At 74.1% G+C, this 11,818-nt stretch carries 12 protein-coding genes; 5 read left to right on the top strand and 7 right to left on the bottom strand.

Features of this window, described 5'->3' with window-relative positions:
- Positions 1-219 precede the first annotated feature (219 nt).
- From IEY56_RS19660 to IEY56_RS19650, 3 genes are all read right to left on the bottom strand, one after another.
- A complete protein-coding gene (locus IEY56_RS19660; protein WP_189038686.1) occupies positions 220-1,158 on the bottom strand; it encodes an adenosylcobinamide-GDP ribazoletransferase in 939 nt (312 codons plus the stop codon).
- A gap of 395 nt (positions 1,159-1,553) precedes the next feature.
- Positions 1,554-2,687, bottom strand: coding sequence for a nicotinate-nucleotide--dimethylbenzimidazole phosphoribosyltransferase (locus tag IEY56_RS19655; RefSeq protein ID WP_189038560.1), 1,134 nt, complete (start codon positions 2,685-2,687; stop codon positions 1,554-1,556).
- A 106-nt stretch (positions 2,688-2,793) separates the two neighbouring features.
- A complete protein-coding gene (locus IEY56_RS19650; protein ID WP_189038559.1) occupies positions 2,794-4,017 on the bottom strand; it encodes a bifunctional adenosylcobinamide kinase/adenosylcobinamide-phosphate guanylyltransferase in 1,224 nt (407 codons plus the stop codon).
- 83 nt (positions 4,018-4,100) lie between these two features.
- Here IEY56_RS19650 and IEY56_RS19645 point away from each other — a divergent pair, with 83 nt between their 5' ends.
- Positions 4,101-4,337: a hypothetical protein gene (locus IEY56_RS19645; RefSeq protein ID WP_189038558.1), complete on the top strand. Its 237-nt coding sequence runs from the start codon at positions 4,101-4,103 to the stop codon at positions 4,335-4,337.
- 100 nt (positions 4,338-4,437) lie between these two features.
- On the opposite strand, the gene IEY56_RS19640 is transcribed toward IEY56_RS19645, so the two are convergent.
- The gene (locus IEY56_RS19640; RefSeq protein ID WP_189038685.1) at positions 4,438-5,118 is read right to left on the bottom strand and encodes a methyltransferase domain-containing protein; all 681 of its coding nucleotides are present in this window, start codon (positions 5,116-5,118) and stop codon (positions 4,438-4,440) included.
- A 50-nt stretch (positions 5,119-5,168) separates the two neighbouring features.
- A complete protein-coding gene (locus IEY56_RS19635; RefSeq protein ID WP_308424155.1) occupies positions 5,169-5,768 on the bottom strand; it encodes a DUF3043 domain-containing protein in 600 nt (199 codons plus the stop codon).
- Between the two features lie 265 nt (positions 5,769-6,033).
- Between IEY56_RS19635 and IEY56_RS19630 the strand changes: the two genes are divergently transcribed.
- The 4 genes from IEY56_RS19630 to IEY56_RS19615 all read left to right on the top strand — a co-directional run bounded on the left by IEY56_RS19630 (position 6,034) and on the right by IEY56_RS19615 (position 9,528).
- Positions 6,034-6,834, top strand: a complete 801-nt coding sequence (locus IEY56_RS19630; RefSeq protein WP_189038556.1) for a PspA/IM30 family protein — start codon at positions 6,034-6,036, stop codon at positions 6,832-6,834.
- 104 nt (positions 6,835-6,938) lie between these two features.
- Complete coding sequence (gene pspAA, locus IEY56_RS19625) at positions 6,939-7,217, top strand: PspA-associated protein PspAA (RefSeq protein WP_045864087.1); 279 nt, start codon at positions 6,939-6,941, stop codon at positions 7,215-7,217.
- A 221-nt stretch (positions 7,218-7,438) separates the two neighbouring features.
- The gene (locus IEY56_RS19620; RefSeq protein ID WP_229712058.1) at positions 7,439-8,824 is read left to right on the top strand and encodes a sensor histidine kinase; all 1,386 of its coding nucleotides are present in this window, start codon (positions 7,439-7,441) and stop codon (positions 8,822-8,824) included.
- Entirely contained in the window at positions 8,821-9,528 is a 708-nt protein-coding gene (locus tag IEY56_RS19615) for a response regulator transcription factor (protein WP_189038555.1), read from the top strand. Before IEY56_RS19620 ends, IEY56_RS19615 begins: the two co-directional genes overlap by 4 nt.
- 117 nt (positions 9,529-9,645) lie before the next feature.
- Here the strand turns inward: IEY56_RS19615 and IEY56_RS19610 are convergent, their stop codons facing one another.
- Together IEY56_RS19610 and nadA are read right to left on the bottom strand one after the other, a co-directional pair.
- A complete protein-coding gene (locus IEY56_RS19610; protein ID WP_189038554.1) occupies positions 9,646-10,563 on the bottom strand; it encodes a GNAT family N-acetyltransferase in 918 nt (305 codons plus the stop codon).
- A gap of 9 nt (positions 10,564-10,572) precedes the next feature.
- Positions 10,573-11,766, bottom strand: coding sequence for a quinolinate synthase NadA (gene nadA / locus IEY56_RS19605; RefSeq protein WP_189038553.1), 1,194 nt, complete (start codon positions 11,764-11,766; stop codon positions 10,573-10,575).
- Positions 11,767-11,818: the final 52 nt, after the last annotated feature.

Below are 11,818 nucleotides of genomic sequence, written 5' to 3'. Positions count from 1 at the left end.
AAGGACCTTCTTCCTTGGAGAGGCCGGAACAGCGGGTCGTCGGTTACGGGTGAACGGCTTCCGGCACGCCGGGCATCGTATGCCCGAGCAATACGTCGTATGCGGGAGACGATACGCGCTGCCTGTGGCTCGATCCCTGCCGCTGCGCACGGGTATGACACACCTGACGTCGCGTCGGCGGGACCGGCGGCGCCCTTCCCCCAGGTGTCCCCCGGGTGCTCAGCCGAGGGCGAATGCCAGCAGGGCGGCGGTCGTTGCCGTCTCCGACAGTGCGCCGAAGACGTCGCCCGTGACACCGCCGAAGCGGCGCCGGCAGTGCTGGAGCAGCAGTTCGGCGGCGGTCAGCCCGATGAGGACCGCCAGCAGGCACGTCACGGCGCCGTGGAGCGCGTCGCCCCAGTACACGAACGCGCCCAGCAGCGTGGCCGCCACGGCGAGCGACGCCGCGACGAGGGCCGCCGCGCGTACGGGGACCGTGCCCGCCACGACGGCGCCCAGCCCCTCTCCGCGCGCCGCAGGAACACCCGAACGAGCTGCGAGCGTGATCGCACAGCGCGCGGTGACGGCGGCCACCATGACGCCGAGCGCCCCCTGCGCCCAGCCGACCTGCCCGTACAGCTCGTCGAGCACGGCGACTTGGGCCAGCAGCACGAGGACGAGGGTCACCACTCCGAAGGGTCCGATGTCCGGCTGCTTCATCACGCGCAGCGCACCGTCGGCGGGCTTCGCGCTGCCCAGACCGTCCGCGACGTCCGCGAGCCCGTCCAGGTGCAGCCCGCGGGTGAGCACGGCCGGCACCGCGACGGAGAGCACGGCCGCGGGCAGCGAGGAGACCCCCGACATCAGCGCCAGCAGCCCCACGAAGGCGGCCGCGCCGCCGACCAGCAGGCCGGCGAGCGGCGCCCACTCCATTCCCCGCCGTGCGGCCTCGCGGTCCCAGCGCTCGACGCGTACGGGGAGGACGGTGAGCGTGCCGAGGGCGAAGCGGACGCCTTCCTCGGCGGCGGCAGCCGCCGCACGGCCGCGGGAGGCGGAAGCGCCCTTCGACGCACCGGCGGTGGACGGGCCGTCGCCGGGCCCGGAACCGGGCTCCGGGCCGCCGGGACCGCCAGGCGTACCGGGGGCGTCCGTCGTACCGTTGCCGGGACTCCTCGACATACCGGGGCCGGGGCCCGTGCTGGTGCTGTCGGGGCCGCCGGAAGCCGCGGGGCCGTGGGGCGTCGCGGACGTGCCGGATTCCCCGGAGCGGCCGGTGCCCTCCGGGGCGTCGTTGCCGTCGGTGCCGGAGGGACGGTCCTGGGAGGGCACCGAGGAACCCGTGGAACCGGAAGACCCGTCCGGGGGAGTGGCGTTCATCGGTGCGCAGGCTAGCGCCTGAGGGCGCCGAGCGGCACCGTCCGAACGGACTCCGTCGCACCGCATGCTCTCCGGCGCCGGCGGGTGGACCTCGCCGGAACGGCCCCAGCGGTCCGTGCGCCGCGGACGGGGGGCGGGCCCCGCACCGCCCCCCGTCAAGCCGAGTCAGTCATGCCGCGCCCCTCCAGCCGCGTCCGTCAAGTGGCGTCCAGCGCGGACGCGTTGGCGGTCTCGCCCTCCTCCGTCGCGGCGTCCCCGGCTCCGTCGACCTCCTCGCTCTCCTCCGACACGGGGAGCTCCGCGGCCAGTTGGGCGGCCGCCTGCACGAGCGGGAGCGCCAGCAGCGCACCCGTTCCGCCGCCCACGGCGACCTGCTGGTCCAGCAGCGGTTCGAGGGCCATCCGGTCGAGGGCCTTCGCCTGCGCCGGCTCCTTGCCGGTGTGGCCCGCGACCCACCAGTCCGGGGCGCGGAAGGCGACGCGCTGGGCGACGAGCGCGCAGGCCGCCGAGACCACCCCGTCGAGGAGCACCGGTGTTCGCCGCACGGCCGACTGCAGCAGGAAGCCCGTCATGGCCGTCAGGTCCGCGCCGGCGACGGCCGCGAGCAGCTTCAGCTGGTCTCCCATGACGGGCCGTGCGCGCCGCAGCCCGTCGCGGACGGCGGCGCACTTGCGCATCCACGTCAGGTCGTCGATGTCGCCGCCGCCGCGGCCCGTCACCACGGAGGCGTCCGTGCCGCACAGGGCGGCGATCAGTGTCCCGGCCGCCGTGGTGCCGCCCACGGAGAGGTCGCCGAGCACGACCACGTCGGTGCCCGCGTCGGCCTCCTCGTCCGCGACGGCCATGCCCGCGCGGAACGCCTGCTCCGCCTCCTCGGCGGTGAGCGTGTCCTGGGTGTCGAGCCTCCCCGACGAGCGGCGCACCCGGTGCCGGGTCACGTCGGCGGGCAGTTCCGCCGGGTCGCAGTCGAGCGCCATGTCGACGACGCGCAGGGGGACTTCGAGGCGCCGGGCGAGGATGGCCGCGGGGGACAGGCCGTCCAGCGCCGACCGGACGAGTGCGTGCGTGCTGCCGGCCGGGCGGGTGGAGACGTCCAGCTCCGCCACCCCGTGGTCCCCGGCGAAGACGACCAGCTTCGGCTGTCGCAGCGGCTCGACGGGCACCTTGGCCTGTGCCGCCGTCAGCCACTCGCCCAACTCGTCGAGGCGCCCAAGGGCTTGGTCCGGGAGGCCCGTCCTCGCCCTGCGCTCCTCGGCGTCCCGGCGCAGTCCGCCGTGCGGGCGCTCGATGAGGTCGGAGAAGTCGTCCAGGTCCAGGGTGCGGTCGCTCATGATGGCGAAGCGTACGGTACGTGCGCCCGCGCGGACCGGCCGTCGGCGAGGAGGAGCCGCCGCCCCGCGGCCGCGGCGGGACCGTGCCGGGCAGCGCTGCCGCCGCTCAGCCCCGCAGCGGCTGTGCGACACCCGCCGTGACGAGCAGGACGTGCTCGCACTCGCCCGCGAACGCCGCGTTCAGGCGCCCGAGTTCGTCGCGGAAGCGGCGGCCCGACGAGGTCTCCGGAACGACGCCCGAGCCCACTTCGTTGCTGACGGCGACGACGGTGCGCCGCGTACGGCGGACCGCCCCGAGGAGCTGCCCCACCCGCTCCTCCACCATCCGTGAGCCGTTGATCCGCCAGCGGTCGTCGTCCCATGCCCCGGCCCTGTCCATCGCGTCGGTCAGCCACAGCGCCAGGCAGTCCACGAGCAGGGGAGGCCCGGCCTCCTCCAGGAGCGGCACCAGGTCGCAGGTCTCGCGCGTGCGCCAGGACGGGGGACGCCGCTCCTTGTGCGCGCTCACCCGCGCCGCCCATTCGGGGTCGCCTTCCCTGGTGCCGCCCGTCGCCACGTACACCACGCCGGGGAACGACTCCAGCCTCCGCTCCGCCTCGACCGACTTCCCGGACCGCGCACCGCCCAGGACCAGCGTGCGGCGCGGCACTTCGGGCACCTCGGGGTACTCGCCGACGACCAGCGTCGTCCCGTCGGGCTCCGTGTGCGCCCCGGCCGCGGCCAGCCTGCGGTGCAGCTCCTGGCCGGGGAACACGTCGTGGCCGATGTGGACGGCGAGGACGTCCGTCGAGGGGCCCACGGAGCCGGCCTCCCGCAGCTTCGCCAGGGCGTCGGGCCGTCCCAGCACGTCCAGGAGGACCATGTCGTACGTGAACGACGCCTGGGCGCCGTCCCGCCCGTCCTCCAGACCGGCCGGAGCCGCACCCGGCGGCAGGTACAGCACGCACTCCCCGCCGGGGCCCGTGACCTGGTAGCCGGTGCCCGGCGAGTCCAGGGCGACGGCACGGACCCGGTGGCCGCTGATCAGGGCGAGTTCCTGCCGCTCCGACACGCGTACGGGCGCGGGCAGCCCGGCGGGGATCTCCATCGCGGGGCCGTCGTGGGGGTGGGAGAGCAGCACCTGGCGCACGCCCTGCAGCGACTTCCCAGCGCGGGCGGCGGCGAAGGCGGGGCCGGGGGTGAGGTCGAGGAGCAGCGTTCCGTCCACGAGGAGCGCGGTCGCCGCGCGTGAGAGCGAACGACCACTGGCCGCCGCGGCGCACACGGCGCAGGGGCAGTCGGGGCGGGGCAGCCCGCCGGGGGCTCCGGTGCCGAGCAGAGTGAGTTCCACGTCTCGATCGTCTCGCGGGCCGCCGCCCGTCGCGCACTCAGGATTAGTCTGCGGGCAGCAACTGTCGATCTCGGGAGGAACAGATGGCGTGGACGTGGCGGTTCGAGAAGGCCGACGGGTCGGAGACGGAACCTGCCGTACAGCCTGAGGAGTTCCCCACCCAGGGCGACGCCGAGTCCTGGATCGGCGAGGTCTGGAAGGAGCTGCTGGAGGGCGGCACCGATCAGGTGACGCTGCACGAGGACGGCAGCAAGATCTACGGGCCGATGAGCCTGCACCCGACGGACGGCGACGAAGAGGGCGAGACCTCCGCCATCTGACGGAGGGGCGCTTCCAGCCGCCCGGGCGCCCGCGTCGCGGAGCCCGCGGTCTGCCGGGCCACGCCGGCCCGGCAGACCGCCGGAGGGCGAGCCGGGTCCGTCAGCCGCCCCGTACGCCGCACACGTGCAGCATCGCCGCCACCGAGCGGTACGGGTCGGTGCGTGCCGCCCGCTCCTCGAGGGCCAGCATCCGCTCGGCCTCCTCGTCCTGCTCCGGCAGGCGGTCGTGGCCGAATATCCCGACGCCGTACCACTGCCGCAGCGGCGTGCCGATGCCCGCCAGCCCCCTGGTGAACGTGTCCAGCCGGAAGGCCCGGCCGGCCCGCTCGGGGAAGTCCAGCGCGGCCTGCGCCGCGTCCCAGTCGCCGGTGCGTCCCGGGTGCATGGCCAGCGCGTCGTCGTTGCGTATCAGCAGCGACAGCAGGCCGCCCCCGTCGAGGACCCTCGCGAGGCCGGCCAGCGTCGTACCCGGGTCGCGGGCCTGGATCAGCTCTCCGTGGCACAGCACGACGTCGAACGTGCCGGGCAGGAAGTGGGCACCGGTGTCCTCGCTGCCGACCGCGACGAGACGGATGCGCTTGCGAATCTCGTCGGGCTCGTCCGCCAGCTCCTTCTCGACCAGGCCGCGCAGGTCGGGGTCGGACTCCAGCCCTGTCACCTGATGTCCCGCGCGGGCGAGCCGGAGAGCCTGCACGCCGCGGCCGAGACCCACGTCGAGCACCCGCAGCGTGCGGCCGGATCCGAAGACGGCGTCCGTCTGCTCGTCGAGCTGACGGGCCAGGAGCCGTTGTTCGAGCCCGCCGAGCTGCCCTATCCGGCCCAGCTGCCCGCTCAGGGCTTCTCGCCGCGCGCGACCTGCGGCTTGGGCAGGCGCATGCGGCGCAGCTGGAGCGTACGCATCAGGGCGTAGGCGACGGCGCCCCGCTTGTGCTCGTCCGGGAAGCGCCGGCGCAGGTCCCGCTTGAGGCGGAAGCCGAGGCCGATCGAATCGACGACGATCATCACGATCACGCCGAGCCACAGCAGCAGCGAGATGTTCTTCAGCTGCAGCGACGGCATCATGCTCAGCACGAGGATGATCACGGCGATGGGCAGGAAGAACTCGGCGACGGACCACCGCGCGTCCACGTAGTCCCGGGCGTAGCGCCGCACCGGGCCCTTGTCGCGCGCCGGGAGGTAGCGCTCGTCGCCGCCGGCCAGGGCCTGCCGCTGCCGGGCCATCGCGGCGCGGCGCTCCTCGCGCTGGCGCTTCGCGGCCTCCTTGCGGTTGGCCGGGGCCTTCGCGAACGAGCGGCGCTGCGACTGCGCCTCGCTGCGCTTGGGCGTGGGGCGGCCCTTCGGGGCCTGCGGGTCACGGGTCTGCTGGGGCTCGGCAGCGGTCACCCGGGGGGTGGAGGCGGCCTGCCCTTCCTTCGAACGGCTTCGGAACACGGTCCCCAGGGTACGGTGCGGCCTGCGGTGCTCCCCAGGCCCGGTCGGGAACGATCCGGCAACGTCCACGCCGCGTGAGCGGCGGTGAGGCCGCGCCGGGCGCGTTCTCCTACTCCCTGATGTGGAGGCCCGCGGCCGCGATCGTCCTTCAGGAGGAGCGCATCCGCGCTCGAACAGTGCGGTAATGGGAGCAGGGCCCGTAGTCTTGGGTCTTGTAGGTGTGCTGCTGAGGCTCAGTCCGTTACGAAGGGGGCGCGCGAAGCCCATGAGCGGTGTCATGAAGCGTATGGGGATGCTCTTCCGCGCGAAGGCCAACAAAGCCCTGGACCGGGCTGAGGATCCGCGCGAGACGCTCGATTACTCGTACCAGAAGCAGCTCGAGCTGCTTCAGAAGGTGCGCAGGGGCGTCGCCGACGTCGCGACGTCCCGCAAACGTCTGGAACTGCAGCTGAGCCAGTTGCAGGGGCAGTCCTCGAAGCTGGAGGAGCAGGGCAAGAAGGCCCTCGCCCTCGGCCGTGAGGACCTGGCCCGTGAGGCGCTCTCCCGCCGTGCGGCCCTGCAGCAGCAGGTCACGGACCTCGAGACGCAGCATCAGACGCTCCAGGGCGAGGAGGAGAAGCTCACCCTCGCCTCGCAGCGTCTGCAGGCGAAGGTCGACGCCTTCCGCACCAAGAAGGAGACCATCAAGGCCACCTACACCGCCGCGCAGGCGCAGACGCGCATTGGTGAGGCATTCTCCGGGATCTCGGAGGAGATGGGCGACGTCGGCATGGCCGTCCAGCGCGCGGAGGACAAGACCGCGCAGCTCCAGGCCCGCTCCGGCGCCATCGACGAGCTGCTGGCCTCCGGTGCCCTCGACGACCCCACGGGCATGGCGAAGGACGACATCACCGCCGAGCTGGACCGCCTCTCCGGCGGTACGGACGTCGAGCTGGAGCTCCAGCGCATGAAGGCGGAGCTGGCCGGCGGCACGGGCGGCGGCGACCAGCAGGCCATCGAGAGCGGCGGCGCCTCCGGCCAGGGCCAGGGGCAGCAGTCGCAGGACACTCCCAAGTTCGAGAAGTAGCGGTTCCGGGCGGGCAGCACACCGCGGCCGCGGGTGCTTGCCTTTCGCCGGCGAGCAGTCACATCGGGAATCGGCTTACGGCCCCACGCCAGAAGGAGAGCGACATGATCGTACGGATCATGGGGGAAGGCCAGGTGAAGCTCGACGACAGCCACTTCGCCGAGCTGAACAAGCTGGACGACGAACTGCTCGCCGAGATGGAGACCGGGGACGAGGCGGGCTTCCGCCGCACCCTCAGCGCGCTCCTCAACGCGGTGCGCACGATGGGCACCGCCCTGCCCGACGACTCCCTGGAGCCCTCGGAGCTGATCCTTCCCGCGCCCGACGCGTCACTCGAAGAGGTGCGGGAGATGCTCACCGACGACGGCCTCATCCCGGGCTGAGCCACCGGGGCCCGCCTGCCGCGAGCCGGACCGCCCCGCCCTCACCGGGCGGGACGCCTCCGGTGCGGACGGCGGGCCCGGAGCCCCCGCTTCCCGACGTGACGCGCGACATGGCCGCCGACGACTCCGGCCCGGACCTCGCTCCGCAGCCCCTCCCGGGCTCCGCCCCCGGCTCCGGCCCGCAGGCGGGCGAGGGCCGGGGCGTGCGGCTCGTGTGCGAGGTGCGGCGCTGGACGCGCGCGCACCCCTTCGCCGTCGACGCGGCGCTCGCGCTCGTCGCCTTCGCGGCGATCGTCGCCGCCGCCACGGCCACACCGCACGGCCCGGAGATCCGCCCGCGTCTCGGCGAGCGCGACGTGGAGCCGCTCACCGTCCTGCTGGCCGCGCTGGCCTGCGCCTCGCTGACGCTGCGGCGCCGGGCGCCCCTGCCGGTACTCGGGGCGGCGACGCTGGCGACCGTTCTCGGCATGATCACCGATCCGCCGGCCGACGTGGCGCCGCACGGACACCGCGCTCCGATCGTGGTCGCGGCGATCATCGCGCTGTACACCGTCGCCGACCGCACGGACCGCGTCACCGGCGTCCGGGCGGGAGCGGCGACGGTCGTGGTGCTCACGGCCTCGGGGATGCTGCTCGGCGGCAGGGCCTGGTACGCGCAGGAGAACCTCGGCATCTTCGCGTGGACGGCGCTGGCGGCGGCCGCGGGGGAGGCGGTGCGCAGCAGGCGGGCGTTCGTCGACGCCATACGGGAGCGGGCCGAGCGCGCGGAGCGGACGCGTGAGGAGGAGGCGCTGCGGCGGGTCGCGGAGGAGCGGATGCGCATCGCCCGCGAGCTGCACGACGTCGTCGCCCACCACATCGCGCTCGTCAACGTGCAGGCAGGGGTGGCCTCGCACGTCATGGACCAGCGTCCCGACCAGGCCAAGGAGGCTCTCGCGCACGTACGGGAGGCGAGTCGGCACGCCCTCGACGAGCTGCAGGCCACGGTCGGCCTGCTGCGGCAGTCGGGGGAGAGTCCGGCACCGACCGAACCGGCCCCGGGTCTCGGCGTGCTGGACGAGCTGGTCGAGGGCTTCACCCGTGCCGGACTCTCCGTCGCCGTCTCCGTGACCGACGCCCGGCCGGAGGCCGGCGTCGCGCCCGACCTGCCCTCGGCGCTGGACCTCACGGCCTACCGCGTCGTACAGGAGGCGCTGACGAACGTGCAGAAGCACGTCGGCACCGGGGCGCACGCCGAGGTGGCGATCCGCATCGCGCCGTCCGCGCTCGAGGTCACCGTGACCGACGACGGCGGGGCCGCCGGCTCCGGCGGGCTGCCCGCGGGCGTCGCGGGCGGCGGAACGTCCGAGGCCGGAGGAGGCGGTGGGCACGGCCTCGTCGGGATGCGGGAACGCGCTGCCGCGCTGCACGGGAGCTGCGAGACGGGGCCGCTGGGGGACGGCGGCTTCCGCGTGCGCGTACGGCTCCCGCTCCCGCCGGCGCACCAGCCCGGCACCCGGGGTGCGCGGGAGGCCCGGTCCGCCCCGCCCGGGCGGTCACCTGACGTCCCGCAGCCCGCGCGGAGCACCCGGACAGCGGCAGACCCCCAGGAAGGCACTCCGACATGACGATCCGGGTCGTACTGGCCGACGACCAGGCGCTGCTGCGCAGTGCCTTCAAGGTGCTGGTCGACTCCGACCCCGGCATGGAAGCGGTGGGGGAGGCCTCGGACGGGGCGGAGGCGCTGGAGACCGTACGGCGGCTCCACCCGGACGTCGTCCTGATGGACATCCGCATGCCCGGCTGCGACGGCCTCGCCGCCACCCGTGCCATCACCGCCGATCCCCGTCTGCAGGACGTCAAGGTCGTCATCCTCACCACGTTCGAGGTCGACGAGTACGTCGCGCAGGCCCTGCGCGCCGGAGCCTCGGGCTTCATCGGCAAGGGAGCCGAGCCGGAGGAGCTGCTGGCGGCGATACGCACGGCGGCCGACGGCGACGCCCTGTTGTCACCGGCGGCAACCAGGGGGCTGATCGCCACCTTCCTCGCGCAGAGCGGCCCGTACGGCGAGAGCACCGCCGCTGCGGGCGAGGAGGAAGACGGGGCCGCGTCGGCGGCCGACGCGCTCGACGCCCTGACCGGACGGGAGCGCGAGGTGCTGACGCTCGTCGGGGGAGGGCTGAACAACGACGAGATCGGCGAACGGCTCTCCGTCAGCCCGCTGACGGTGAAGACCCACGTCAACAGGACGATGTCGAAGCTGGGCGCCCGCGACCGGGCCCAGCTCGTCGTCGCCGCCTACGAGAACGGGCTGGTCAGGCCCGGCGGTTGACCCGCCCGCGCGGTCTGGGACCGGCCGCGGCGGACCCCGTCGCGGCGCCGCCACCGGTACACGGCTGCTCGGCGGTCGGCTGCACGGCCACCGGTGGCACGGCCCCGGGGGCGTGCCTCACAGGAACCCGCCCGACGGGATGTAGGGGCTGGGCGCCCGCATCCCCCGCAGGCAGACGTAGCCCGCGTTCACCGGGCTGAGCCCGGCCGCGAGGCCGACGTCGACGGCCCACTGCTGCTCGGCCGTGACGTAGGGGACGGCAGCCCGGGCTCCCTCGGAGAGGCTCAGCAGCGCCGCGCTGAGGAGGCGCGTGGCGAGGCGGCGCGAGGTCGCGGCGAGCAGCTCGACGCGGCCCTCCTCGCGCAGGTAGCAGTAGCCGCTGCCGGCGAGATCGTCGGCGACGAGCAACCGGCAGTGCCGCAGCAGGAACTCGTGGTCGGGGCCGTGCGGCCCGCCCCGCAGCCGCCGGTCGACCGAGTCCATCAGGTCGCGGTCGGAGGCCGATCCCGCCACGACCGGGCCGTCCGGGCGGGCCGGCCGCGCGTTGCCGAGCCTGCCCTCCAGCCGCATCGCCGGATGCAGCTCGAAGCCGGCCGCGCGGTAGATGCGGGCGGCGCCGGGGTGGCCGGGGCAGCAGATCAGCCCGCGGAGGCACGCCCTGCCGTACTCCAGCGTCCGCTCCAGCAGTGCCCTGCCCACGCCCCTGCCCTGGGCCCCGGGCAGTACGGCGAGCAGAGCGAGTCCCCAGGTGCCTTCCCGTACGAGGGACTGCGCGGCCCCGAGCGGGCGTCCGTCCGCGTCGGCGGCGAGCCAGCTGCCGCGCGGGTCCGTACGCACCAGATGCCGGATCCGCTCCCGGCTGCGGGCCGGACTCCCGGCGCCCGGCGGGCGTTCCGAGGGCAGCGCGCCGCCTCCCGGCCCGCCGGGCCGCGCCTGGACGGGCCCGGCGGCGGACTCTGCTGCGAAGGCCGCCTCGGCCAGCAGTCTGACGGCTTCGGCGTCCTCCTCCGAGTCCTGCAGCGGCCGCACGAGCATTGCCGCAGGTTACGGCAGTGCCAGCATCCGCTCCAGGGCGAGCTTGGCGAACTTCTCGGTCTCGTCGTCGACTTGGATGCGGTTGACGAGCCTGCCGTCCGCCAGCGACTCCAGCGCCCAGACCAGGTGCGGCAGGTCGATCCGGTTCATGGTCGAGCAGAAGCACACCGTGCGGTCGAGGAAGACGACCTCCTTGCCCTCGTCCGCGTGGCGGTTCGCCAGCCGCCGGACGAGGTTGAGCTCCGTGCCGACGGCCCACTTCGATCCGGCGGGCGCCTCCTCCAGAGTCCTGATGATGTACTCCGTCGAGCCGACGTAGTCGGCGGCCGCGACGACCTCGTGCTTGCACTCGGGGTGGACGAGGACGTTGACGCCGGGGACGCGGTCCCGTACCTCCCGCACCGAGTCCAGCGAGAAGCGGCCGTGCACGGAGCAGTGCCCGCGCCACAGGATCATCTTCGCGTCGCGCAGCTGCTGGGCGGTCAGGCCGCCGTTCGGCTTGTGCGGGTTGTAGACGACGCAGTCCTCCAGCGACATCCCCATGTCGCGGACGGCCGTGTTGCGTCCGAGGTGCTGGTCCGGCAGGAAGAGGACCTTGCCGCCCCCCGCCCCCGCGGTCTTCTGGCCGAAGGCCCACTCCAGCGCACGGCGGGCGTTGGACGACGTGCAGATCGTGCCGCCGTGCCGGCCCGTGAACGCCTTGATGTCGGCCGAGGAGTTCATGTACGAGACGGGGACTGTGACGTCCGCGACACCGGCCTCGGTGAGCACGTCCCAGCACTCGGCGACCTGCTCGGCCGTCGCCATGTCGGCCATGGAGCACCCCGCGGCCAGGTCCGGAAGGACGACCTGCTGCCCGGCGGAGGTGAGGATGTCGGCGGACTCGGCCATGAAGTGCACGCCGCAGAAGACGATGTACTCGGCCTCCGGCCGCGCCGCCGCGTCGCGCGCCAGCTTGAAGGAGTCGCCTGTCACGTCGGCGAACTCGATGACCTCGTCACGCTGGTAGTGGTGACCGAGGACGAAGACCCGCTCGCCGAGCTTCGCCTTCGCGGCACGCGCCCGCTCGACCAGGTCCGGGTCAGAAGGAGCCGGCAGGTCGCCCGGGCAGTCGACGCCACGCTCGCTGCTCGTGTCGGACTCGCGGCCGAGAAGCAGAAGCGCGAGCGGTGTCGGCTGAACGTCCAGTGGCTGGGCGGTCACGGCCCCCACCCTTCCTGTAGCGCCGCAAGCGGCTTTTCGTCTAATTGACGTT

Source organism: Streptomyces daqingensis (genome assembly GCF_014645895.1).
Taxonomy (GTDB): Bacteria; Actinomycetota; Actinomycetes; order Streptomycetales; family Streptomycetaceae; genus Streptomyces; species Streptomyces daqingensis.
Note: the sequence above shows the minus strand (reverse complement) of the source record. Positions and strands in the feature narration are given on the sequence as shown.

Excerpts from the sequence above, each read along its gene's own strand:
- IEY56_RS19660 (WP_189038686.1), bottom strand. The coding sequence starts at position 1,158 with ATGTCGAGGAGTCCCGGCAACGGTACGACGGACGCCCCCGGTACGCCT.
- IEY56_RS19655 (WP_189038560.1), bottom strand. The coding sequence starts at position 2,687 with ATGAGCGACCGCACCCTGGACCTGGACGACTTCTCCGACCTCATCGAG.
- IEY56_RS19645 (WP_189038558.1), top strand. The coding sequence starts at position 4,101 with ATGGCGTGGACGTGGCGGTTCGAGAAGGCCGACGGGTCGGAGACGGAA.
- IEY56_RS19630 (WP_189038556.1), top strand. The coding sequence starts at position 6,034 with ATGAGCGGTGTCATGAAGCGTATGGGGATGCTCTTCCGCGCGAAGGCC.
- pspAA (WP_045864087.1), top strand. The coding sequence starts at position 6,939 with ATGATCGTACGGATCATGGGGGAAGGCCAGGTGAAGCTCGACGACAGC.
- IEY56_RS19615 (WP_189038555.1), top strand. The coding sequence starts at position 8,821 with ATGACGATCCGGGTCGTACTGGCCGACGACCAGGCGCTGCTGCGCAGT.
- IEY56_RS19610 (WP_189038554.1), bottom strand. The coding sequence starts at position 10,563 with ATGCTCGTGCGGCCGCTGCAGGACTCGGAGGAGGACGCCGAAGCCGTC.